Raw genomic sequence first — 23805 nt, forward strand, 5'->3', positions numbered from 1 at the left:
CTTAGAACAGCGTCGCCGGCGGGACAAATACCGGATCCGTCCTGCCGATACGACTCTCGTATCACTCGTTTCACTCATACGCGAAATGCAAGAATCCGGTGGTGTTCAGCGGGGAATTCGGGGTACGGCTTTCACGTTCGGTGTCCGGGCGGCGCCCATTGATGCATCCCGGGAAAGAGACTCCGTGCGGCCGGCGACGCGCCGGTCCCGACGGTGGCGGCGGACGCCGCTCACCGGAAGACGCCCGTGTGGCCGAGCGAGTAGCGGCCGGGCTGGGGGTAGACCGCGAGGCCGTGCGGACCGCTGCCGACCGGGATGCGGGCGAGCTCGGCGCCGGTGCGGGTGTCGACGGCGTACACCTCGGCGTCGTAGCGGCCGGACAGCCACAGCACCTTGCCGTCGGCGGAGACACCGCCCATGTCGGGGCTGCCGCCGTCGGGCAGCTGCCATTTCTTGGTCAGCTTTCCCTGGGTGAAGTCGAAGATCGAGATCGTGCCCTCGCCGCGGTTGGTCACGTACATCTCGCGCGAGTCGCGGCTGACGTAGAGGCCGTGGCAGCCCTTGCCGGTGGGCATCAGGGTGGGCTCGGTGAACCGGTCGCCGTCCAGGACCCACATGCCGTGGGCCATCATGTCGGCGATGTAGAACCTCTTGCCGTCGGGTGAGACCTTCACGTCCTGCGGCATGGCACCCTCGAACGGCAGCCGCTGCTGCCCGACGACCTCCATCTTCTCGGTGTCGACCTTGAGCAGTTCGCCGCTGAACTCGCAGGAGACGATGAAGTAGCGCCCGTCGAGGGAGAAGTCGGCGTGGTTGACGCCGTAGCAGGAGACCGGGACGGTCTTCCTGATCTCCATGGTGTGCGGGTCGCGGAAGACCAGTTCGCGGTCGAGGGAGGCCATGACGACGGCGTATCTGCCGTTGGGCGTGAAGTACAGGTTGTACGGGTCGTGGACCTGGACGTCCTTGCCCGCCTTGCCGGTCTTCGGGTCGATCGGGGTGAGGGTGTGGCCGCGGTTGTTGTTGACCCAGAGCGTCTTCAGGTCCCAGGAGGGCACGACGTGCTGGGGCTGCCGGCCCACCCGGATCGTCTCGGTGATCTCGTACGTCTTCGGGTCGATGACGGTGACCGTGTCGGACTCGGTGTTGGGGACGTAGACCCGGGACGGGAAGTCCTTGACCACCGGGGACAGCTTGTTCGGGCGGTCGGCCGCGTACACGTCCTCGGGGTCCAGGACGGGCGGCATGCCGGGCAGGCCTTTCACGGGCTTCTTCTCGGGCGGGAGGGGCACGGCTGCCTCGGTGCCGTGCGCCTCGGAGTGCCGTTCCCCGCTTCCGGTGCCACAGGCGGCGAGGACGGCGAGTGCGGCACCCGCGACCAGGGTGCTCTTGACGAGATGGGGGCGCATTGCACCATTTAATGGGCGCCCCGGAGGGAAACGCGTGATTCGTCCGTCCGGCGACCGGGTGAGGCATCGGCCGTGCTCAGCGGTCGGCGACCCGCATCTCGAACCAGGTGGTCTTGCCCCGGGGCAGGAGGTCGACCCCCCAGCGGTCGGCCAGCTTGTCGACGAGGAACAGACCACGGCCGCTGATGTCCATCTCCTGGACCGGCATCAGGCACGGCAGCCCCCGGGAGGGATCGCGGACCTCCACGCGGATCCAGCCGCGGCGCCGGTGCAGACGCAGCCCGAAGACACGGGCGCCGGTGTGGCGTACGGCGTTGCCGACCAGTTCGGAGACCAGGAGCACCGCGTCCTCGGTGGTCTTGGGGGTGAGGCCCCAGTGGCGCAGGATCACGACCTGGGTGAGCCGTCTCGCGGTGGCCGCGGACTCGGGGCGGGACGGCAGTGGAACCTCTGCCTCCGTCGGGTTGCCGTACAACTCCAGCACTTTGAGCGCGTGTTCGTCCTCGACGGTCGGCGACCAGCGCGCCGCGGCCGCATGTGCGTGTCCCCGCGGCTGTTCCATACCCTCCAGCCCCGCCATGCCCCCATCATGGCCGTCCGCAGCGCCCGACGGGGCCGTTCCCGGGGAATACGCCCCGGGGAACGGGCGGCGAACCGGCGATCATCCGTCATATGCCGCAGGCATTTCGAAGCCACCGACACCCCGCCCGACCTGCTGGAACGATGCATTCCGGGGTAATCGCCGGACTCTCCCGTTCCGGCACGCTTAAGGTTGCCTTAAGGCTCCCATAAACCGCCCCATCGAGGGACCCCGGGTCAGACACCGCGTCAATGGCAAGCCCCTGGAGGGATGTTCAGAGGAACTTCGCCTTGCCCGGCCCCTCCTCGACGAAGCTGCGCATCCCGCGCTCACGGTCCTCGGTGGCGAACAGACCCGCGAACCAGTTCCGTTCGATCGCGAGGCCCGTGTCGATGTCCGTCTCCAGACCCGTGTCGATCGACTCCTTCGCGGCCCTCAGCGCGAGGGCCGGGCCCTGAGCCAGCTTCGCGGCCCAGGCGTGCGCCTGGGCGTACACCTCGTCGGCGGGGACGACCCGGTCCACCAGGCCCATCTCGCGGGCCTCCTCGGCCTTCACCATCCGGCCCGTAAAAATGAGGCCCTTGGCCTTGGAGGGGCCGACCAGGCGGGCCAGGCGCTGGGTGCCGCCGGCGCCAGGGATCAGGCCGAGCAGGATCTCCGGCTGGCCGAGCTTGGCGTTCTCGCCGGCGATGCGGAAGTCCGCGCACAAGGCGAGTTCGCAGCCGCCGCCCAGCGCGTAGCCCGTCACGGCCGCGACGACCGGCTTGGGGATCCTGGCCACCGCCGTGAACGAGTCCTGCAGGGCACGGGAGCGCAGCACCATCGCGGTGTGGTCCATCGCCTGCATCTCCTTGATGTCCGCGCCGGCCGCGAACACCTTCTCCCCGCCGTAGAGCACCACCGCCCGGACGTCCTCGCGGCGGGCGGCCTCCTCGGCGAGTTCCTTCAGCCGGTCCTGCGTGGCGATGTCCAGCGCGTTCATGGGCGGGCGGTCGAGACGGATCGTGCCGACACCTTCAGCGACTTCGAGAGAGACGGTCATAGGCAGCAGGTTAACGGCGACTAACGCCAAAAGGGCCGGTGCGGTGGGTCACACCGGCCGGGGGTCCGGGAGTCGCCCCCGGGGCCGACGCCCGGGGCCCCGGTGCGGTCGGTCGCACCGGGGCCCCTCAGGTCGGCTGTGGGCTACTTCTTCCACTTCTCCCAGGACATGTTCCAGCCGTTGAGCCCGTTGTCCGGGTCGACGATCCGGTCCTCGGAGTTCTTGACGACCACCACGTCGCCGATCATCGAGTGGTTGAAGAACCACGCGGCCGGCACCTTCTTGTCCCAGCCGCCGCGCACGTCGCGCAGGCCGATGCAGCCGTGGCTGGCGTTGTAGTTGCCGAAGGCGCCGCTCGCCCAGTAGTTGCCGTGCAGGAACGTGCCGGAGGTGGTCAGGCGGACGGCGTGCGGAACGTCCTTGATGTCGTACTCACCGCCGTAGCCGACCGTCTCGCCGTTCATCCGGGTGACCGTGAGCATCTCGCTGATGACCATCTGGCCGTTCCAGGTCTCCATGCCGGGCTGGCCGGTGGTGACGGGGATGGTCTTGACGGTCTTGCCGTCCTGCGTGACCTTCATCGTGAGCTTCTTGGCATCGACCACGGAGACCTGGTTGCGGCCGATGGTGAACTTCACCGTCTTGTCCTGCTCGCCGTAGACGCCGGAGCGGCCCTCGACGCCGTCGAGGTTGAGGTCGACGGTCACCTTGGTGCCGGGCTTCCAGTACTTCTCCGGGCGGAAGTCGAGGCGGTCGTTGCCGAACCAGTGGCCCTCGACGTCGACGGCCGGCTCCGTCTTGATGCGGATGGCCTTCTCGACGTCCTCCGGTGCGGTGATGCCCCGGGAGAAGCGGATGGAGAACGGCATCCCGACACCGACCTTGGACCCGTCCTCGGGGGTGAAGGTGCCGGTGAAGGTGTTCTCCGGGGTCAGCGTGGTGAAGCCCGCGTCCTCGGCGGCCGTGCGGCCCTCGGAGTCCTTGGCCACCGCGTGGACCGTGTACTTGGTGGCGCCGGCCAGATGGGTGGACGGCGTCCAGCCGGCGCCGTCCCCGGATATCTCGCCGTCGACCTTCCTGCCCTCGGCGTCCTTGACCTCGACCTCGGTCAGCTTCCCCTTCGTCGCGCTGACCTTCAGCGCACCGCTCGTGTCGACGGACTTCGCCCCGTCCTTGGGGGTGATGCCGACGACCGCCTCGGACTGCTTGCTCTGTGCGCTGCCCGAGTCCTTTCCCTTGTTGCCGCCCTCGCCGGAACCGGAGCCGCTTCCACCGCCGCCGCACGCCGTGACGGCGAGAAGCAGCACGCCGATCGCCGACGCGAGCACTCCGTTCCTGCGCCCAACCGACGCCCCCGATATCGGTCGCCCGTTCACGTGGTTCTCCCCTCCCAGGGCCTGGTCAGGCCCGCACCCCGCGCGTCCCCCGCGCGTCGGCGCATAGTAACCACAAGGCACCGGGCACCGGCGGCCCGCGATTGTCACCGTTCGGTCCCAACGGATCACCGGTCAACCGGCCCCCCTGTCCGGTTACTTCACCGCACTGCCCGCCTTCCATGCATTCCAGCCCATATTCCATCCTCCGAGCCCGTTGTCGGGAGAGACCTTTTTGTCATTGCTGTTGACGACCTCCACCACGTCCCCGACGAGGCTGCGGTCGAAGAACCAGCCGGCCGGGGTGTCCGAGCTGCCGCCCTTCACGTCGCGCAGTCCGATGCAGCCGTGGCTGACGTTGGTGCGGCCGAACACGGAGCGGTGCGCCCAGTAGTTGCCGTGCAGGAAGGTGCCGGAGTCGGTCAGGCGCATGGCGTGCGGGACGTCGGGGATGTCGTACTCGCCCTTGCCGTCGCGCTTCTTGAAACCGACCGTGGCGCCGTTCATCCGGGTGACGTCGAGCATCTCCGTGACCACCATCTTGCCGTTGTACGTGGTGTTCCCGGGCTCGCCGGCCGTGACCGGCACGGTGGCCAGGGGCTCGCCGTCGCGCCGGACCTCCATGGAATGGGCGGCGGCGTCGACCACGGAGACCTGGCTGCGGCCGACGGTGAACGAGAACGTCTTGTGCTGCAGGCCGTAGACGCCGGGCGCACCCTCGACGTCGCGCAGCCGCAGGGCGACGGTGACCTGCGTGCCGGGTTTCCAGTAGTCCGCGGGGCGGAAGTCGAGGCGGGTCCCGCCGAACCAGTGCGGGCGGATCTCGACGGCCGGACGGGCGGTGACCCGGATCGCGCGTTCGACGGCGGCGCGGTCGGTGATCTCGCGGCTGAACTCCAGCGAGACGATCATGCCGGTGCCGACCGTGGCGCGGTTCTCCGGGGCGACGTAGCCGATGAAGCGTTCCTCGGGGACGTAGGTGGTGAAGGTGGTGTGCCGGGCCGAGCGGCGCCCGTCGCCGTCCACGGCCACCGCGTCGATCGTGTACTTGGCGGCCAGCGCGAGCTGCTGCTCGTCGGGTTCCCAGGTCAGGCCGTCGGCGGAGAGGTGCCCGGGCACCGGGGACTCCTGGGCGTCCTGCGAGCTGACGACCTTCACCTTCTCCAGCCGGCCGTCGGGCACGCGCACCCGCAGCCTCCTGTCGGGGCGCACACCCCTGCTGCCGTCGTCGGGCGAGACCTTGATGACGTCCTCGGGCGCCGGGGGCGCGCCGAACGCCCCGGTGATCCCGCCCGCGTCGTCCGAGGTACACCCCGTGGCCCCGGCCAGGAGCCCTGCCCATGTCACTACGGCGGCCAGCGCGGCCCTCGCGCGCCGCGCGCGCCCTTGTACGTGCCTCACGCGGTGCCCAACGACCGGCCGCGTCCCCGGGAAACGACCATGACCGCCCCCAGGGAAACGTGAGTGCGACCCACGCTCTGGGCAGAACAGTGGGGAGGACGACGCGCAGGGGAGCCGCGACCCGGGCCGCAGCACAGGGCCGCACCCTTCTGTCCCCCGTCGTCCCACGAGTCGGTGGGAGGCTGACAGGTGTCCAGCGCAGCCGAGCAGGAGGCGGTGGCCGGTCATCGGGCCACCGGGAACGGGCGCCAGGCCGCCGCCGTGAACGGCGCACGGAGGGCCGCGCCGCCGCCCACCGTGCCCGCGTGGCCGGGCGCGCCGACCCCGCTGGGCGCCCGGTTCCGGGTCGGCCCGGACGGGGTGGCGGGCACCAACTTCGCGTTGTGGGCGGGCGGGGCCGAGGGCGTCGAGTTGTGCCTGTTCGACGAGACGGGCAGGGAGTCGCGGGTCCGGCTCGCCGAGCTGACCCATGAGATCTGGCACGGCTTCGTCCCGGGCGTGCTGCTCGGGCAGCGCTACGGCTACCGGGTGCACGGCCGCTGGGACCCGTGGACGGGTGCCCGCTGGAACCCGGCGAAGCTGCTGCTCGACCCGTACGCCCGCGCCGTGGACGGGGACTTCGGTCTGCCGCCGGAGGTGTACGGGCACGTCCGCGACTGGCCGCAGCAGCACGTCGCCGACACCGTGCGCGACGACCGGGACTCGGCGCCGTACGTGCCGAAGGGCGTCGTCGTCCACGATGACGACGACTGGGCCGACGACCGCCGTCCGAAGACACCGTGGGCCGACTCGGTGATCTACGAGCTGCACGTCAAGGGCTTCACGCAGCTGCACCCCGGCATACCCGAGGAGTTGCGCGGCACCTACGCCGGTCTCGCGCACCCGGCGGCGATCGAGCACCTGGTGAAGCTGGGCGTGACGGCGGTGGAGCTGCTGCCGGTGCACCAGTTCGCGCACGAGGACCACCTGCTGCGCAGAGGTCTCAGGAACTACTGGGGCTACAACTCCATCGGCTACTTCGCCCCGCACGCGGGCTACGCGGCCTCCGGGACGGCCGGGCAGCAGGTCGGCGAGTTCAAGCGGATGGTGCGCGCCCTGCACGCGGCCGGGATCGAGGTCATCCTCGACGTCGTCTACAACCACACCGCGGAGGCGGGCGAGCTGGGTCCGACGCTGTCCCTGAAGGGCATCGACAACCGGGGTTACTACCGCCTCCAGGACGACCCCCGGCGCTACGCCGACTACACCGGCTGCGGCAACACCCTGCACGTGGTCCAGCCGCACGTCCTGCGCCTGATCACGGACTCGCTGCGCTACTGGGTCACCGAGATGGGAGTGGACGGCTTCCGCTTCGACCTTGCGGCGGCGCTGGCCCGCTCCATGCACGACGTCGACATGCTGTCCCCGTTCCTCGCGGTCATCGCCCAGGACCCGGTGCTGCGCCGGGTGAAACTGATCGCCGAGCCGTGGGACGTGGGGTCGGGCGGCTACCAGGTGGGGGCGTTCCCTCCGCTGTGGACGGAGTGGAACGACCGCTACCGCAACGCCGTACGGGACTTCTGGCGGCACGCGCTGCCGGACGTGCGCGAGATGGGGTACCGCCTGTCGGGCTCCAGCGATCTGTACGCCTGGGGCGGGCGCAGGCCGTACGCGTCCGTCAACTTCGTCACCGCGCACGACGGCTTCACCCTGCGCGACCTGGTGTCCTACGAGCACAAGCACAACGAGGCCAACGGCGAGGGCAACCGGGACGGCACGGACGACAACCGGGCCTGGAACTGCGGCGCCGAGGGCGAGAGCGACGACGAGGGTGTACGGGCGCTCAGGCGGCGCCAGCTCAGGAACCTCCTGACCACGCTGCTGCTGTCGACGGGCGTGCCGATGCTGGTCGCGGGCGACGAGCTGGGCCGCACCCAGCGCGGCAGCAACAACGCCTACTGCCAGGACAACGAGATCAGCTGGCTGGACTGGGAGCTGCTGGAGGATCCCGGCTGGCAGGCCCTGTTCGCGCTGACCTCCCGGCTGATCGCGCTGCGCCACCGCCACCCGGTGCTCAGGCGCCGGGCGTTCTTCTCGGGCCGGGCGCAGACCGCGGACGGGCTGCGCGACCTGGCCTGGTTCACGTCCCGGGGCACGGAGATGACGGAGCAGGACTGGTACGCGCCGGCGGCCACGCTCGGCATGTACCTGTCCGGCCGGGACATTCCGGGCCGCGACGAGCGCGGGGAGCAGATCCTCGACGACAGCTTCCTGGCCGTCCTGCACGCGGGCGAGGGTCCGGTGAACTTCGCGCTGCCGGGGCCCCCGTGGGCCGAACGGTACGAGGTCGTCGTGGACACGAGCCTGGAGGAGCAGGGGGAGGCACCGGGCGTGGAGCACCGCGCGGGAACGGAGATCACGATGCCGGCACGGGCGGTGCTGCTGCTGCGGGTGACGGGCTGAGGCATCGGCACGGGATGGTCGAAGGCGAGCGTGCTCGGCAGCATCGTTTCGGCGGTCGGCCGGGAGGGCGGCGTCGGCGGTGTTGCGGCTCGTTGCAGGTCCGTGAACGCGGCCGGGATCTCCTTGACCCCTCCGCCGTACCGCTGGCAGCGTCGCTGCCGAGCCTCGGCTCCCCCCACTCCTCCCCTCGGACCCTCCAGGACCTCCGCATGCCCGAAATATCCCGTCGTGCCCTCGGTGCTCTCGTCGGCGGTGGTGCCGTGGGCGCCGTGGCCGGTACGGCCGGTGCCGCCGAGGCGGTTCCCGCCGAACGCCCCTTCCGAGCCCGCCCCGGCGCCGCCTCCGGACAGCGCCCCAACATCCTGGTCATCCTCGGCGACGACCTCGGCTGGGCCGATCTGTCCTCCTACGGCGCCCCGCACATCAGCACGCCGAACCTGGACCGGCTGGCCCGCCAGGGGGTGCGCTTCACGGACGCCTACTCGGGCTCCTCGACCTGCTCCCCGACCCGGTTCAGCCTGTACACGGGGCGCTATCCGGGGCGTACGAAGGGCGGGCTCGCCGAGCCGATCGCCAACAGGGCCCAAGGACTCGACCCGAACCACCCGACCCTCGCCTCGCTGTTGAAGAAGGCCGGTTACGCCACCGCTCTCATCGGCAAGTGGCACTGCGGCTGGCTTCCCGACTACAGCCCCACCAAGTCCGGTTGGGACGAGTTCTTCGGCAACCGCGGGGGTGTGCTGGAGTACTTCTCCAAGCTGGGGCAGCTCGGCGAACACGACCTCTACGAGGGCGACGCCGAGTACAAGGACCTTCGGTACTACACGAACGTCCTGACCGAACGGGCCGTGGAGTACGTGAGCCGCGACCACGACCAGCCGTGGCTGCTCAACCTCAACTTCACCACCCCGCACTGGCCGTGGCTCGCGGAGGGCGACGAGGAGACCGGCGCCGAGATCGCGGAGAAGATCCGGAACGCGAAGAGCCAGGCGGAGGTGTCGGCCGCGCTCAACCACTACGACGGCGGCTCGGTCGCCAAGTACACCGAGATGGTGCAGAGCCTGGACGCGGCCGTCGGCGAGGTGCTCACGGCGCTGCGCCACTCCGGGCAGGAGGAGCACACGCTGGTGTACTTCGCCAGCGACAACGGCGGTGAGCGCTGGTCGTACCTGTGGCCGCTCAGCGGCGAGAAGTTCGTGCTGCAGGAGGGCGGCATCCGGGTGCCGACGATCGTCCGCTGGCCGCACCGGATCGACGGCAACCAGGTCAGTCACGCGCCCAACCTCTCTCCCGACTGGACCGCGACCTTCCTGGAGGTGGCCGGCGCACGACCCGATCCGGCCTACCCGCTGGACGGTGCGAGCCTGGCCGGATACCTGCTGCGGGGCGAGCAGCCGCCGGAGCACGACCTGTTCTGGCGCGTGCGGGCCAACCGGGCGCTGCGGCGCGGGAACTGGAAGTACTACCGGGACGCCGCCGGCAAGGACCACCTGTACGACCTGGCCGAGGACCTGCGGGAGCAGGCCGATCTCGCCCCGGACCGACCGGAGCTGCTCGCCGAGCTCAAGGCCGCCTGGGAGAAGACCGACCGAACCCTGCTGCCCTACCCGGCCTAGCCGAGGATCCCCCGCTGGTACGCCGCCGCGACCGCTGCCGCGCGGTCGTTGACGCCCAGCTTGGCGTACAGGTGGGTGAGGTGGGTCTTGACCGTCGCCTCGCTGATGAACAGTTCGCGGGCGATCTCCCGGTTGGACGTGCCTCTGGCGACCAGCGCGAGCACCTCGCGCTCGCGGGTGGACAGGGGCTCGTTGCCGGGCGCCCGCACCGCGGAGACCAGGCGCGAGGCGACCGCGGGGGACAGGACCGTACGGCCCTCCGCCGCCGCCCGCACCCCCGTGAACAGCTCGTCGCGCGGGGCGTCCTTCAGCAGATAGCCCGTCGCGCCCGCCTCGATCGCGGGCAGGGTGTCGGAGTCGGTGTCGTACGTGGTGAGGACGAGGACCTTGGCGCGGGCGCCGGTCCGGGTCAGTTCACGGATGGCGTCCACTCCCCCGCCGCCCGGCATGCGCAGATCCATCAGGATCACGTCCGGGTCGAGGGCCGCGGCGAGCGAGACCGCCTCGACGCCGTTCGGCGCTTCCCCGAGGACCCGGAAGCCCGGCGCGGACTCGAACATGCCGCGCAGGCCGTCCCGGACGACGGGGTGGTCGTCGACGATCAGCAGGGTGATCGGGGCGGCCCCCGTCGCGGCATGGTCAGTCATGGCGGACCAACGGTACGCGAGCGGAGACCGCCGTACCGTGGCCCGGCTCGGATTCGACGGCGAGGGAGCCGGCGATGCGTTCGGCGCGGGCACCCATGCCGGGCAGGCCGAAACCGCCGGTGCGCGTGCGTGCCGGGACGGCGAGCGGGTCGAAGCCGCTGCCGTCGTCGCGGATGTCGAGGATGACCTCGTCGCCGAGGAAGGACAGGGTGACGCCGGCGCGGCTCGCGCCCGCGTGCCGTGCGATGTTGGAGAGGGCCTCCTGGACGATCCGCAACAGCGTGGCCGCGACCTCCTCGTGGAGTTGCTCGGCGGTACCGGTGAGCCTGAAGTCGGCGCGCACACCGGTCCGCTCACCCCATTCGGCGACCGTCTTCTTCAGGGCTTCCGGCAGTCCGGCGTCGGCCAGCGCCACCGGGGCGAGGTTGTGCACGGAGCGGCGGGCCTCGCCGAGGCTGTGCCGGGCCAGGTCCGAGGCGCGTTCGAGGTGGGTGCGGGCCGTGGTCGGGTCGGGGGTGTTGGTGACGACCTGGAGCTGGGCGATGATGCCGGTCAGGCCCTGGGCGATGGTGTCGTGGATCTCGGCGGCCAGCCGCCGGCGCTCGTCGGCGACGCCCGCCTCCCGTGCCTGCACGAGCAACTGGGCGTGCAGGGCGGCGTTCTCGTCGAGGGCCTGCTGCAAGGCCGTGTTGGTGCGTTCCAGTTCGGTGATGGTGACGGCCCGCTCGCGGGAACGCTGCTCCTCCTGCTGGGCGATGTGGCCGACCACCGCCAGCAGGCCGAAGTTCGTGACCAGCAGCACGCCGAACAGCAGCCACTGGACCAGGCCGTCGATCGGCATCCCGCCGGACTGCGAGCCCGCCACCACGACGACGGTGGCGAGCAGACCGAGCCACTGCCGGCGCCGTCCGGCGATCAGTTCGTCGCTGTCGAAGTAACCGGCGGACGCGTAGAAGCCGAAGAAGGGGTTCAGCCAGGTGAGGGCGAAGGAGAGCGCCCAGCGCAGGACGTAGTAGGCGGTCCCGCGCGGGGACGGGGTGCGGCGGCCGCGGCGGGGGCCGTGCCAGAGCTGGAGCAGCACCGCGGCGACCAGCAGCGCCCCGCCCGTGTACCACTCGGCCGGGCGCACCATCAGGTCGTGCGAGGCCACCGAGAGGAGGGCGGAGACGGCGAGCAGCCCGTAGACACCCCAGGTGTGGAACTGGTTCTGCCGGTGCTCGATCTGCTCGTCCGCCGGGGTCATCGCGCCATTGTGCACCGTTTTCCGCCTACTCCCAGCGGAACCAGCGCGCGGCCCCGGCCGTCAGCAGCAGGGTCCAGGCCACCAGCACCCCGAGGTGGCCCCAGCCGGGCCAGTCCCCCGCCGCGGCCTGGTTCAGGGCCTCGGCCGCCGCGCCGAAGGGCGTGTAGCCGACGGACCGGGCCAGGACGTCCGGCATCGTCTGCACCGGCATCCACACGCCCGCGCAGAACATGGCGGGGAAGAAGACGGCCGAGCCGATGGCACCGGCGATCTTCGTCGACCGGGACAGCGCGGAGATCACCGCACCCAGCGCGAGGGCGGCGAGCACGGCCAGGAGCAGGGCGAGGGCGTATCCGAAGCCCTGGCGCGGCAGCCGGACGGCGAAGGCGAGCCGGCCGGTCGTGAGGGCGAGCAGCGCCGAGACCAGGGCGGCCCCGCCGAAGAGCAGCATCTGCGCGGACAGCAGGGCGGCGGGCCTGACGGGCGTGGTGGACATCCGGCGCAGGATGCCGCGCTCGCGGTAGCCGGTGAGGGTCTGCGGCATGGCCTGGACCCCGGCCATGATCAGCCCGAGCAGCACGCTCACCGGGACGTAGCCGTCGACCGGGCGCAGCCCGCCGAAGTCCGGGTCGGCCTCCCGGAAGGAGGGGATGGAGCCGAGGATCACCAGGAGCAGGGTGGGGAACGCCAGGATCCAGAAGAGAGCGCCGGGCTCCCGGCGGAAGAGGCGGATCTCGCTCTTCAGTACGGCGGTGTCGACGAGGGCGGTGCTCATGCCGCCGCCTCCTTCGTGAGGTCGAGGAACGCGTCGTCCAGGGTGGCGTCGGTGACCCGGAGCTGGTGGGCGGTGACACGGGTGCGGGCGAGCAGGGTGATGACGGCGTTGACGGTCTCGTCGGTGCCGGACAGGATGACGCGGCCGTCCTTGTGCTGGACCGACGCGAGCGCGGGGAGCGCGCCGAGCTCACGCTCGTCCAGGGGCGCGGACGGGGTGAAGCTAATGACGGTGGCGCCCGCCGAGCGGCGGATCAGCCCGGCGGGGGTGTCCAGGGCGGCCACCCGGCCCTTGTCGATCACGGCGATCCGGTCGCACAGCCGCTGCGCCTCCTCCATGAAGTGGGTGACGAGCAGCACGGTCACCCCGTTCGCGCGGATGTCCTCGATGAGTTCCCAGGTGTCGCGGCGGGCGCGCGGGTCGAGTCCGGTGGTCAACTCGTCCAGGACGACGGCTCTCGGGTTGCCCACCAGGGCGAGCGCGATGAACAGCCGTTGCTTCTGGCCGCCGGAGAGTTTGGCGAACCGGGTGTCGAGCTTGGCGGTCAGGCCGAGGCGTTCGGCGAGGGGCCGCCAGTCGAGCGGGCTCGGGTAGAAGGCGCTGTACAGCTCCAGCGCCTCGCGGACGGTGAGCTTGGCCTGGAGTTCGCTCTCCTGGAGCTGCGCGCCGAGCACCCGGCGGGTGGCCTCGTGCTCGGTGACGGGGTCGAGCCCGGCGACCCGGACGCGGCCGGAGTCGGGCACGCGCAGCCCCTCGACACACTCCACGGTGGTGGTCTTCCCGGCGCCGTTGGGGCCGAGGATCCCGAAGATCTCGCCCTCCTCCACGGCGAAGGAGACACCGTCGACGGCGTGGCGGCCGGCGTAGCTCTTGCGCAGTTCGGTGACTTCGATGACAGGTGCGGTCGGCATACGAAGAGGGTCCCGGTGAGGCGGGGCCCGGCACATCGGCCGTCACGCTCGAACGGACATCGGCCGATCGGCTGATGTCGCCGTACGACCCGGCGGGCGCAATCGCACGGTCCGGCGGGCGCAGCCGTGCAGCCGGGCGGGTGCAGCCGGGCGGGTGCAGCCGTGCAGCCGGGCGGGTGCAGCTGTGCAGCCGGGCGGGTGCAGCTGTGCAGCCGGGCGGGTGCAGCCCTGCGGCCCGGCGGGTGCAGCCGTGCGGCCCGCCGAACGTTCCCCCAGGTCGTAGGACCAAGGACCGAGCCGGGTCCGGCGGAAACTCGGTGGGCAGTGTCAGTGGCGATCCGTAGGCTCGCTGCTGATGGCCACGACACCCGCCTCCGCCCAGGACCGTTCCGCCGTGCGCTCGTTGCTGCGCCTGTGGCCGTACGTGCGGCCCGCGCGGGTGCGGCTGTTCAGCGCCGCGTTCGTCGCGATACTCGCCTCCTGCGTGGGCCTGGTGATCCCGCTCGTCCTGAAGTGGATGGTCGACGGGCCGATCGCCGGGCGGGACCCGGCCGGGGTGTGGCTCGGCGCGCTGTACCTGCTGCTGCTCGGTCTCGCGGAGGCCCTGCTGTTCGGGCTGCGGCGATGGCTGGTGGCCCGTCCGCTCACCCATGTCGAGGCGTCCATGCGGGCGGGACTGTACCGGCATCTCCAGCGGCTGCCGGTGGCCTTCCACGACCGGTGGGCCTCCGGGCAGTTGCTGTCCCGCGGCACCACCGATCTGATGCTGCTGCGCCAGTTCCTCGCCTTCCCCCTGACGTTCCTGCTGGTCAACGGGGTGACGATCGTCGTGGGCGTCGTCATCATGCTGCTCCAGGACTGGACGCTGGGGCTGGTCGTCCTCGTACCCGCCGTGCCCGTCATGGTCACCTGCCTGGTCTTCGAGAAGCGGTACGCGCAGGTGGCCCGGCGGGCCCAGGACCAGGTCGGCGACCTGACGACGGTCGTCGAGGAGAGCGTGCTCGGCGTCCGCATCATCAAGGGCTTCGGCCGCCACCGGAGCCAGGCCCGGGCGTTCCGGGACCTGTCGCGGACGCTGCGCGGCACGGAACTGCGCAAGGCTCGGCTGCTGGCGACGATCTGGGGCGTCATCGTGACGCTGCCGGAGGTGGCGATCGGGGCGGCGCTGGTGGTGGGGGCCGTCCGGGTGGCCGACGGTGCCCTGTCGGCGGGGACGCTGGTGGCGTTCCTATCGACGGCACTGGCGTTGCGGTGGCCGGTGGAGTCGATCGGGTTCCTGCTGGCGATGAGCCAGGAGGCGGCGACGGCTACGGAGCGGTTCTTCGAGGTGATGGACGAGGAGGTCGAACACCGCACCTCAGAGCACACCGCCTCCGGGCGTCCCACCTCCGAGCGCACAGCCTCCGAGCACACCGCCTCGGGGCGCACCTCCGAGCACACCGCCTCCGGTGCGCGGGCCGGCGCGAAGGACCCGCAGGACACGGGTCTTCGCTTCCACCACGTCCGGTTCCGCTACCCGGACGCCCCGCCCGGTTCCCCTCCCGTCCTCGAGGACATCGACCTGCACATCCGCCCCGGCGAGTCCATGGCCCTGGTCGGGGCCACCGGCAGCGGCAAGACCACCCTCACCGCGCTCGTCCCCCGCCTCTACGAACTGACCTCGGGCCGCATCACCCTCGACGGCAAGGACATCACTGAGCTGTCGAGACAAGCGCTGCGCGCCAAGGTCGCCGTGGCCTTCGAGGAGCCCACGCTGTTCTCGGCCGCGGTCCGCGACAACGTTCTCATGGGGGCGAAGGACACCGCCGGCACAGCCGATCTGGAGCGTGCCCTCGCCGTCGCCCAGGCCGAGTTCGTGCATGCCCTGCCCCAGGGGACGGACACCCAGGTGGGCGAGCAGGGCCTCAGCCTCTCCGGTGGCCAGCGCCAGCGCCTCGCGCTCGCCCGGGCCGTCGTCGGGCAGCCGGAGTTCCTCGTCCTGGACGACCCGCTGTCGGCCCTGGACGTGCACACCGAGGCCGCCGTGGAGGCCGCCCTGCGGCAGGTGCTGGCGGACACCACCGCCCTGATCGTCGCGCACCGGCCGTCCACCGTGCTGCTCGCCGACCGCGTCGCGCTGCTGTCCGGCGGCCGGATCGCCGCGGTCGGCACCCACCACGAACTGCTGCGTACGAACGCCGAGTACGCGCATCTGATGTCAGGGGAAATGTCAGGGGAAGAGGAGGGCGCACGATGACGGCGGCCACCGGCGCACCGGCCGGCAACAAACCCGGCGAACGACCCGGCGACCGACCCGGCAAAAGTCCCGCCGCCACCGGCGACCCCTTCGACCAGGACGTCCTGCCCACCCCACCGGGCGCCACCGGGGCCCTGCTGCGCTCCCTGCTCGCGCCCCTGAGGGCCCGGGTCACGGTCACGACGCTCCTGCTGCTGCTCCAGCAGGCGGTCGTGCAGGCGGGCCCGCTGCTCGTGGCGTACGCCATCGACCGCGGAGTGCCGGCGTTCCGCGCCCAGGACCACGGGCCGCTGATCGCGGTGGGCGTCGGGTATCTGGCGTGCGCGCTGGCCGCGGGCGGGCTGCAGTTCGCGTTCGTCGCCGCCGCGGCCCGGGTCAGCCAGGACGTGCTGCTCGACCTGCGCGGCCGGATCTTCCGCCATGCGCAGGCGCTGAGCGTCGACTTCCACGAGCGCTACACCTCGGGCCGGCTCATCTCCCGCTCCACGACCGATGTGGAGTCGCTGCGCGAACTGCTGGACGAGGGACTCCAGGAGCTCGTGACGGTGATCCTGTCCTTCGTCTACATCTCGGCGATGCTGCTCTGGCTCGACCTGGGTCTCGGGGGCGTGGCGGTGGCGTCCCTGGTGCCGCTGTACGCGCTCGTGCGGTGGTACCAGCGGCGGGCCGGGCGGGTGTACCGGGCGCGGTCGACCGCCATCGCGGCCGTGATCGTCAAGTTCGTCGAGACGATGAACGGCATCCGCCCGGTGCGCGCCTTCCGTCGCGAGTCCGCCAACGACGCGGACTTCGGCGAGCTCAACCGGCGGCACGAACGGGTCAACGGCGACGCGCTGCTGGAGATGGCCCGCTACGTCACCGGCTCCCGCCTGGTCGCCAACACGGCGGTCGCGGCGATCGTCCTGTGGGGCGCCCATCGGGTCGCGGACGGCACGCTGGCCCTCGGTGTGCTGGCGGCGGCCGTGCTGTACCTGCGGCGGCTGTACGACCCCATCGACCGGCTCGGGATGTTCCTGAACTCCTACCAGTCCGCGGCGGCCTCGCTGGAGAAGATCGCCGGCCTGCTCGCGCAGACCCCGTCGGTCCCCGAGCCGGCCACCCCCCGGCAGCTCCCGCCGCTCGAGAGCGAGCACCCCGGCCGCGAAGTGGTCTTCGACGACGTCCGCTTCGGCTACCGCACCGGCGGTGAGGTGCTGCCCGCCTTCGACCTCACCCTGCCCGCGGGGCAGACGGTCGCGGTCGTGGGGTCCACGGGCGCCGGCAAGTCGACGCTGGCCAAGCTGCTGGCCCGGTTCTACGACCCCTCCGGCGGCAGGGTGCTGCTGGACGGCGTCGACCTGCGCGACCTTGCCGTGCCGGAACTGCGGCGCGGGGTGGTCATGGTGACGCAGGAGGCGTTCCTGTTCTCCGGCACGGTCGCCGACAACATCGCGATCGGCCGCCCCGACGCCACCCGCGAGGAGATGGAGCAGGCGGCGAAGGAGATCGGCGCGCACGACTTCATCACCTCCTTGCCCGACGGCTACGACACCGACGTGCGCAAGCGGGGTGGCCGGATCTCCGCCGGGCAGCGGCAACTGGTCGCGTTCGCCCGGGCGTTGCTGGCCGACCCGGCGGTCCTGATCCTCGACGAGGCGACCAGCTCGCTGGACATCCCCGGGGAGCGTGCGGTGCAGCGGGCCATGACGACGGTGCTGAAGGGCCGCACGGCCGTGGTCATCGCGCACCGGCTGTCGACCGTGGAGATCGCGGACCGTGTCCTGGTGATGGAGCACGGCCGGATCGTGGAGGACGGCGAACCGGCCGAACTCATCGCGGGAACGGGCAGGTTCGCGGATCTGCATCGGGCGTGGCGGGACAGTCTGGCCTAGGTCGTGTCCGCAGAGTCCCGCCTGGCACGCTCCCCCGAGCTCTTCGAGCAGGGGGTACCCCCACTCGCCGCACCGGACGAAGCCCCAAGTACGTCCAGTACGAGGGACTCCGCCCGGCACGCCGAGAGCACGCACCGGACGCCGCGGGGCCCGCCCTCCGGGCGAACGACGGGACTTTGCGGACACGACCCAGGACGGCGGCAGCGGAGGGCACGGCGGATGATCGACGCGTACGAGGACCCCGGCACACCCGATCACCGCGGCGGCGCCCGGTACCTGTGGTGGCTGGTCATGCGGCAGCCCGGGCGGTGTGCCGCCGGGGCGATGTTCGGCAGTGTGTGGATGGTGCTGCTGGCGGCCACGCCCTATCTGATGTCCCGGGCGATCGACGACGGCCTGGAGCCGGGCGACATGAGCGCGCTGGTGCTCTGGAGCGGCGCGCTGTTCGCGGTGGGGGCATTCAACGCCTGGCTGAGCATCATGCGGCACCGCACCATGACCCGGGTCCGTATGGACGCCAACTTCCGCACGGTGAAGGTCGTCGTCGGCCAGGCGGTCCGGCTCGGGTCGGCCCTGTCCCGGCAGATGGGCGCGGGTGAGGTCGTCACGATCGGCGTGGGTGACGTCCAGACGATCAGCCAGTCCCTCACGGTCGTCGGCCCCGGCGTCGGCGCTGTCGTGGCCTATCTGGTCGTGGCCCTCCTGCTGATCTCGGTCTCTCCCCTCCTCGCCGCGGTCGTCCTGCTCGGCATTCCGGTCCTCGTGCTGCTGGTCGGCCCGCTGCTCGGCCGGCTGCAGGGCTCGGAAGCGGAGTACCGCGAACGCCAGGGCGTCCTGACGGCCCGCATCGGCGACCTCGCCGGTGGCCTGCGGGTCCTCGCCGGCCTCGGCGGCAAGGACCTGATCTCGGACGCCTTCCGCCGGGACTCCGGGCGGCTGCGCGAACAGGGCTACCGCGTCGGCGCGGTGACCAGCTGGGTCCAGGCCCTGGGCATCGGCCTGCCGACCCTGTTCCTTGCGGTGGTGACCTGGCTCGCGGCGCGTCTGGCCGCGCAGGGCCACATCACCGTGGGCGAGCTGGTGTCGGTCTACGGCTATGTGGCGGTCCTGGTCGGCCCGGTGTCCTTCTGGGTGGAGTGCGGCTACCAGATCAGCCGCGGCCTGGTGTGTGCCCGGCGGGTCGTACGGTTCCTGCGCCTGGAGCCGGTGCCCGACACCGGCACCCGGGACGCCCCGTCCGAACCCTCGGTGCTGTACGACCCCGAGTCGGGCGTGCGCATCCGGCCGGGCCGCCTCACGGCGCTGGTGGCGGAGCACCCCGCGGACGCCACGGCCGTCCTGGACCGCCTGGCCCGCTATGCCCCGTCGAACGCCATGTGGGGCGACACTCGCCTGGACGACATCGCCCTGGCCCAGGTCAGAACCCGCATCCTGCTGGCGGACCACGAGGCGGACCTGTTCGCCGGAACACTCCAGGAGATGATCGCCCCTTCCCCGAGGGGCGCGGGGAACCACGCGAGCCACCGCGACGAACCCGCGGACGCCGCACGACAGAACCCGGCAACCCGGAAGGCGCTCCACTCCGCCGCGGCCGAGGACATCGTCCAAGGCCTCCCCGAGGGCCTGAACTCTCCGATGACCGCACAGGCCCGCAACCTCAGCGGCGGCCAACGCCAGCGCGTCCGTCTGGCAAGAGCCCTTCTGGCCGACCCGGAGATCCTCCTCGCCGTCGAACCCACCTCGGCCCTGGACGCCCACACGGAAGCCACGGTCGCTTCCCGGCTCGGCGCGGCACGACAGGGCCGGACCACGGTCGTCACCACCACCTCCCCCCTGGTCCTCGACCACGCGGACACCGTCCGCTTCCTGAAGGACGGCAAGGTCGCGGCGACCGGCACCCACCACGAACTCCTGGAATCCACCCCGGACTACCGAGCCGTCGTCGCAAGGGACACCGAGGCACGGGACACCGAGGCCCGGGACACCGAGGCACGGGACGCCGAGGCACGGGACACCGAAGAACCAGCCATGGGGGCACAGGCCACCGAGGAGGCCCTGGGATGACCGGCGCCCATCTCCCCGTCGCCGCACGGCAGGATGTCCGGCGCGCGATGCTGGACCTCGTCCGGGCGGACACCCGGGTCTTCTGCGCGGTCCTCGTTCTGAACGCCCTGGCCGCCCTCGCCGGTCTCGCGGGGCCGTGGCTGCTCGGCCGGATGATCGACGACGTACGGGCGGGCCACGGAGCCGGAGCCGTGGACCGGCTCGCCCTCGCCCTGCTCCTGTGCGCCCTCGCCCAGTTGCTCCTGGCCCGCTGGGCCCGCTACGTGGGTCACCGCTTCGGCGAACGGACACTGGCCCGCGTACGAGAGCGGTTCGTGGACCGCGCCCTCGCCCTGCCCGCCTCGGTGGTCGAGAGAGCCGGCACCGGCGACCTCACCGCCCGCGGCACCTCCGACGTCACCACCGTCGGCAACACCCTGCGCGACGCCGGCCCGGTCCTGCTCGTCAACCTCGTCCAGTGCCTGTTCCTGATCGGCGCGGTGTTCCTCCTGGACCCCCTGCTCGGCGCCCTCGGCGTGCTCGGACTCGCACCGATCCAGGCGGCGTTGCGCTGGTACCTGCGCCGGGCGCGGGACGGTTATCTCGCCGAGGGCGCGGCCACCTCGGACGTCGCGGAGATCCTCGCGGCGACCGCGTCCGGCGCCCGCACGGTCGAGGCGTTCCGCCTGGAGAGGCAGCGCACGGCCGCGAGCCGGGACGCCCTGGAGACCTCCCGCCGCACCCGCTTCCACACGCTCCACCTGCGCAGCGTGTTCTTCCCGGCGGTGGAGGTGTCGTACGTCCTGCCCGTGGCCGGTGTGCTGGTGATCGGGGGCCTGCTGCACTCCTCGGGCGCGATGAGTCTCGGGGCGGTGGTGGCGGCGGCCCTGTATCTGCACCAGCTGAGCAACCCGCTGGACGAGATCCTGGTCCGGGTCGAGCAACTGCAGAGCAGCGGCGCCTCGTTCGCCCGGGTGGAAGGGCTCGCCCGGGCACCGCGGGCCGACGGGGAGGGCGACTGCCCGGATCCCGACGGTGACCGGATCGACGTCGTCGGGGTGCGCTACGCGTACGACGGGGGCGTCGAGGTGCTGCGCGGTGTCGATCTGACGGTGCGGCCCGGTGAGCGGCTCGCCATGGTCGGGCCGTCCGGGGCCGGCAAGACCACGCTGAGCCGGCTGATGGCGGGCATCGACGCGCCGACCGCGGGCTCGGTGACGGTCGGCGGCGTGCCGGTCGTCGGGCTGGGCCCGGAGCGGCTGCGCCGTCAGGTCGTCCTGGTCACCCAGGAGCATCACGTGTTCCTCGGCTCGGTCCGCGACAACCTGCGGATCGCCGAACCGGCCGCGGACGACGAGCGGTTGTGGGACGCGCTGGCCGTGGTCGGCGCCGACGCGTGGGTGCGAAACCTGCCGCAGGGGCTGGACACCCCGCTGGGCCAGGGCGGTCACCGTACCGACGGCTCGCAGGCGCAGCAACTCGCCCTGGCCCGTGTGGTGCTGGCGGACCCGCACACGCTGATCCTCGACGAGGCGACCGCGCTGCTCGACCCGACGACCGCCCGGCACACCGAGCGGGCCCTGGCCGCCGTCCTCGAGGGGCGCACCGTCATCGCCGTCGCGCACCGGCTGCACACCGCGCACGACGCCGACCGGGTGGCGGTGATGGAGGACGGCCGGCTGACCGAACTGGGCACGCACGACGAGCTGGTGGCGGCCGGCGGTGCCTACGCGGCGCTGTGGCACTCCTGGCACGGGGATCTGCCCGAGGACGGTGAAGCGCCCGTGTAGCGACGCGTCCGTATAGCGAACATGAACTTCCGGACAACGAACCGTTTCCGGCCATACTTTTGACGCGGTCCTGACAGAAAGCGCACTCCCCTGCCACGCTTCCCACGACTGCTCCACAGGAACCCCACAGCAACACCTCCACCTCCCCAGGCCGGGCGACCCCCGGTCCCGCAGAAGGAGTCAGTGTTGAGAAGCAGTTCCTCACGAAGAGGCACCTCCCACAGACGCACTCCCCACACCCCCCGCCGCACCGCGGCGGTGGCCCTCGTCGGCGTCGCCGCGCTGATGGCCGCCGCCGTCCAGAGCGGCACGGCCCTCGCGGCCCCCGAGAAGACACCGCCGGCCGCGAGCAAGGCGATACCCGGCTCGGAATCGGTCAAGCTCAGCCCCGCCCAGCGCGCCGAGCTGATCCGCAAGGCCGAGGCCCGCAAGGCGCAGACGGCCCGGGACCTGGGTCTCGGCGCCAAGGAGAAGCTGGTCGTCCGTGACGTCGTGAAGGACGCCGACGGCACGGTCCACACCCGCTACGAGCGCACCTACGACGGCCTGCCCGTCCTCGGCGGCGACCTCGTCGTCAAGGCCGCCAAGTCCGGTGCGACCAAGGCGGTCGTCAAGGCGACCCGCGCCGCCATCAAGCCGGCCACCACCACCGCCGCCGTCTCCGCCGCCAAGGCGCAGAAGCAGGCGCTGGCCGCCGCCAAGGCGGACGACGCCAAGAGCGCCGACGTCGACAAGGCGCCGCGCAAGGTGATCTGGGCGGCGAACGGCAAGCCGGTCCTCGCCTACGAGACCGTCGTCGGCGGCCTCCAGAAGGACGGCACCCCGAACGAGCTGCACGTCGTCACCGACGCCGCCACGGGCGCCAAGCTCTACGAGTACCAGGGCATCGAGACCGGCACCGGCAACACGATGTACAGCGGCACGGTGACGCTCGGCACCACGCAGTCCGGGTCGACGTACAACCTCACGGACGGCGCGCGCGGCGGCCACAAGACGTACAACCTCAACCGCGGCACCTCCGGCACCGGCACGCTGTTCTCCGGCCCGGACGACGTGTGGGGCAACGGCAGCCCGTCCAACGCGGAGACCGCGGGCGCGGACGCGCACTACGGCGCCGCGCTGACGTGGGACTACTACAAGAACGTGCACGGGCGTTCGGGCATCAAGGGCGACGGTGTCGGCGCCTACTCCCGGGTCCACTACGGCAACAACTACGTCAACGCCTTCTGGTCCGACAGCTGCTTCTGCATGACCTACGGCGACGGGTCGGGCAACACGCACCCGCTGACGTCGATCGACGTGGCCGGTCACGAGATGACCCACGGCGTCACGTCCAACACCGCGGGCCTCCTCTACAGCGGCGAGTCCGGCGGCCTGAACGAGGCCACCTCCGACATCTTCGGATCGACGGTCGAGTTCTACGCGAACAACTCCTCCGACGTCGGTGACTACCTCATCGGCGAGGAGATCGACATCAACGGCGACGGCTCGCCGCTGCGCTACATGGACAAGCCCAGCAAGGACGGCGCGTCCAAGGACAGTTGGTACTCGGGCATCGGCTCGGTCGACGTGCACTACTCGTCGGGCCCCGCGAACCACTTCTTCTACCTGCTCTCCGAGGGCAGCGGCACCAAGACCATCAACGGTGTCACGTACAACTCGGCCACCTCGGACGGCCTTCCGGTCACGGGCATCGGCCGGGACAAGGCGGAGAAGATCTGGTTCCGCGCGCTGACCACGAAGTTCACCTCGAACACCAACTACGCGGGGGCCCGCACCGGCACCCTCGCGGCCACCGGTGAGCTCTACGGCACGGACAGCGCCGAGTACAAGGCGGTCCAGGACGCGTGGGCGGGCGTCAACGTCGGCACCCGCTCCGGCGGCGGAGGCGGCGGCGGCACGTCCTTCGAGAACACCGCCGACGTGGCGATCCCGGACCGGGGGGCGGCGGTCAACTCGCCGGTCACCGTCTCCGGCCGCACGGGCAACGCGCCGTCCAACCTCCAGGTCTCGGTGGACATCGTCCACACCTACATCGGTGACCTCAAGGTGGACCTGGTCGCCCCCGACGGCACCGTGTACGCGCTGAAGGGGTACGGCACCGGCGGAAGCGCCGACAACATCAACACCACCTACACGGTGAACGCCTCCTCCGAGGTGGCCAACGGCGTCTGGAACCTGCGGGTCCAGGACAACGCGGCCATCGACACCGGCTACATCAACAGCTGGAAGCTGACGTTCCCGTAGGTCCGTAGGCCGGGAGGCCCACAGACCCGGAGGTACGCAGGCCTGTAGGCCCTCGAAGTCGGGGCGCCGCCCCGGTGGGTTCGAATCCCCCGGGGCGGCGTCCGTTTCACGTGTCCTCGCGTACATCTGGCCGTCGACTTCCGGCCAACATCACGTCGACTCATGACATGTACGCGTCC

Annotated in this window: 16 protein-coding genes; 7 read left to right on the forward strand and 9 right to left on the reverse strand. The window is 71.4% G+C overall.

Annotation, left to right across the window (positions count from 1 at the left end):
- Nucleotides 1-230: 230 nt before the first annotated feature.
- The 5 genes from FDO69_RS21990 to FDO69_RS22010 form a co-directional block, all read right to left on the reverse strand.
- A complete protein-coding gene (locus tag FDO69_RS21990) occupies nt 231-1409 on the reverse strand; it encodes a YncE family protein (protein WP_104781561.1) in 1179 nt (392 codons plus the stop codon).
- Nucleotides 1410-1485: 76 nt separating this feature from the next.
- A complete protein-coding gene (locus FDO69_RS21995; protein WP_104781562.1) occupies nt 1486-1989 on the reverse strand; it encodes an ATP-binding protein in 504 nt (167 codons plus the stop codon).
- A gap of 274 nt (nt 1990-2263) precedes the next feature.
- Nucleotides 2264-3031 carry an enoyl-CoA hydratase/isomerase family protein gene (locus FDO69_RS22000; RefSeq protein ID WP_104781563.1) on the reverse strand — a complete coding sequence of 256 codons (768 nt, stop codon included), beginning with the start codon at nt 3029-3031 and terminating at the stop codon, nt 2264-2266.
- 143 nt (nt 3032-3174) lie between these two features.
- A complete protein-coding gene (locus FDO69_RS22005; RefSeq protein WP_170320920.1) occupies nt 3175-4407 on the reverse strand; it encodes a L,D-transpeptidase in 1233 nt (410 codons plus the stop codon).
- A gap of 153 nt (nt 4408-4560) precedes the next feature.
- Nucleotides 4561-5805 carry a L,D-transpeptidase gene (locus tag FDO69_RS22010; protein ID WP_104781565.1) on the reverse strand — a complete coding sequence of 415 codons (1245 nt, stop codon included), beginning with the start codon at nt 5803-5805 and terminating at the stop codon, nt 4561-4563.
- Nucleotides 5806-5994: 189 nt separating this feature from the next.
- On the opposite strand from FDO69_RS22010, the gene glgX reads away from it, so the two are divergent.
- The gene (gene glgX / locus FDO69_RS22015; protein WP_104781566.1) at nt 5995-8247 is read left to right on the forward strand and encodes a glycogen debranching protein GlgX; all 2253 of its coding nucleotides are present in this window, start codon (nt 5995-5997) and stop codon (nt 8245-8247) included.
- Between the two features lie 209 nt (nt 8248-8456).
- Nucleotides 8457-9863, forward strand: a complete 1407-nt coding sequence (locus tag FDO69_RS22020; protein WP_104781567.1) for a sulfatase family protein — start codon at nt 8457-8459, stop codon at nt 9861-9863.
- On the opposite strand, the gene FDO69_RS22025 is transcribed toward FDO69_RS22020, so the two are convergent.
- From FDO69_RS22025 to FDO69_RS22040, 4 genes are read right to left on the reverse strand one after another with little or no spacing between them, the layout of a single operon-like run.
- Nucleotides 9860-10510 (reverse strand): response regulator, encoded by a 651-nt coding sequence (locus FDO69_RS22025; RefSeq protein ID WP_104781568.1) that lies wholly within the window; start codon nt 10508-10510, stop codon nt 9860-9862. The two genes, FDO69_RS22020 and FDO69_RS22025, sit on opposite strands and share 4 nt — an antisense overlap.
- Nucleotides 10503-11753 (reverse strand): sensor histidine kinase, encoded by a 1251-nt coding sequence (locus FDO69_RS22030; RefSeq protein WP_104781569.1) that lies wholly within the window; start codon nt 11751-11753, stop codon nt 10503-10505. The genes FDO69_RS22025 and FDO69_RS22030 overlap by 8 nt, the downstream gene beginning before the upstream one ends.
- 25 nt (nt 11754-11778) lie before the next feature.
- Nucleotides 11779-12528: an ABC transporter permease gene (locus FDO69_RS22035; RefSeq protein WP_104781570.1), complete on the reverse strand. Its 750-nt coding sequence runs from the start codon at nt 12526-12528 to the stop codon at nt 11779-11781.
- Nucleotides 12525-13439, reverse strand: a complete 915-nt coding sequence (locus FDO69_RS22040; protein WP_104781571.1) for an ABC transporter ATP-binding protein — start codon at nt 13437-13439, stop codon at nt 12525-12527. Before FDO69_RS22040 ends, FDO69_RS22035 begins: the two co-directional genes overlap by 4 nt.
- Nucleotides 13440-13794: 355 nt before the next feature.
- Here FDO69_RS22040 and FDO69_RS22045 point away from each other — a divergent pair, with 355 nt between their 5' ends.
- From FDO69_RS22045 to FDO69_RS22070, 5 genes are all read left to right on the forward strand, one after another.
- Nucleotides 13795-15675: an ABC transporter ATP-binding protein gene (locus FDO69_RS22045; RefSeq protein ID WP_104781572.1), complete on the forward strand. Its 1881-nt coding sequence runs from the start codon at nt 13795-13797 to the stop codon at nt 15673-15675.
- A complete protein-coding gene (locus FDO69_RS22050; protein ID WP_104781573.1) occupies nt 15672-17546 on the forward strand; it encodes an ABC transporter ATP-binding protein in 1875 nt (624 codons plus the stop codon). Before FDO69_RS22045 ends, FDO69_RS22050 begins: the two co-directional genes overlap by 4 nt.
- A 219-nt stretch (nt 17547-17765) precedes the next feature.
- Nucleotides 17766-19610 (forward strand): ABC transporter transmembrane domain-containing protein, encoded by a 1845-nt coding sequence (locus tag FDO69_RS22060; protein ID WP_104781574.1) that lies wholly within the window; start codon nt 17766-17768, stop codon nt 19608-19610.
- Nucleotides 19607-21379, forward strand: a complete 1773-nt coding sequence (locus tag FDO69_RS22065; RefSeq protein ID WP_104781575.1) for an ABC transporter ATP-binding protein — start codon at nt 19607-19609, stop codon at nt 21377-21379. The genes FDO69_RS22060 and FDO69_RS22065 overlap by 4 nt, the downstream gene beginning before the upstream one ends.
- A gap of 186 nt (nt 21380-21565) precedes the next feature.
- Nucleotides 21566-23626 (forward strand): M4 family metallopeptidase, encoded by a 2061-nt coding sequence (locus FDO69_RS22070; protein ID WP_104781576.1) that lies wholly within the window; start codon nt 21566-21568, stop codon nt 23624-23626.
- The last annotated feature ends 179 nt before the right edge of the window (nt 23627-23805 follow it).

Source organism: Streptomyces tibetensis (assembly GCF_007655005.1).
Taxonomy (GTDB): Bacteria; Actinomycetota; Actinomycetes; order Streptomycetales; family Streptomycetaceae; genus Streptomyces; species Streptomyces tibetensis.

Bases quoted from the DNA above. Each gene is read 5' to 3' on its own strand.
- FDO69_RS21990 (WP_104781561.1), bottom strand. From the start codon at position 1,409: ATGCGCCCCCATCTCGTCAAGAGCACCCTGGTCGCGGGTGCCGCACTC.
- FDO69_RS21995 (WP_104781562.1), bottom strand. From the start codon at position 1,989: ATGGCGGGGCTGGAGGGTATGGAACAGCCGCGGGGACACGCACATGCG.
- FDO69_RS22000 (WP_104781563.1), bottom strand. From the start codon at position 3,031: ATGACCGTCTCTCTCGAAGTCGCTGAAGGTGTCGGCACGATCCGTCTC.
- FDO69_RS22020 (WP_104781567.1), top strand. From the start codon at position 8,457: ATGCCCGAAATATCCCGTCGTGCCCTCGGTGCTCTCGTCGGCGGTGGT.
- FDO69_RS22025 (WP_104781568.1), bottom strand. From the start codon at position 10,510: ATGACTGACCATGCCGCGACGGGGGCCGCCCCGATCACCCTGCTGATC.
- FDO69_RS22030 (WP_104781569.1), bottom strand. From the start codon at position 11,753: ATGACCCCGGCGGACGAGCAGATCGAGCACCGGCAGAACCAGTTCCAC.
- FDO69_RS22035 (WP_104781570.1), bottom strand. From the start codon at position 12,528: ATGAGCACCGCCCTCGTCGACACCGCCGTACTGAAGAGCGAGATCCGC.
- FDO69_RS22040 (WP_104781571.1), bottom strand. From the start codon at position 13,439: ATGCCGACCGCACCTGTCATCGAAGTCACCGAACTGCGCAAGAGCTAC.
- FDO69_RS22045 (WP_104781572.1), top strand. From the start codon at position 13,795: ATGGCCACGACACCCGCCTCCGCCCAGGACCGTTCCGCCGTGCGCTCG.
- FDO69_RS22050 (WP_104781573.1), top strand. From the start codon at position 15,672: ATGACGGCGGCCACCGGCGCACCGGCCGGCAACAAACCCGGCGAACGA.
- FDO69_RS22060 (WP_104781574.1), top strand. From the start codon at position 17,766: ATGATCGACGCGTACGAGGACCCCGGCACACCCGATCACCGCGGCGGC.
- FDO69_RS22065 (WP_104781575.1), top strand. From the start codon at position 19,607: ATGACCGGCGCCCATCTCCCCGTCGCCGCACGGCAGGATGTCCGGCGC.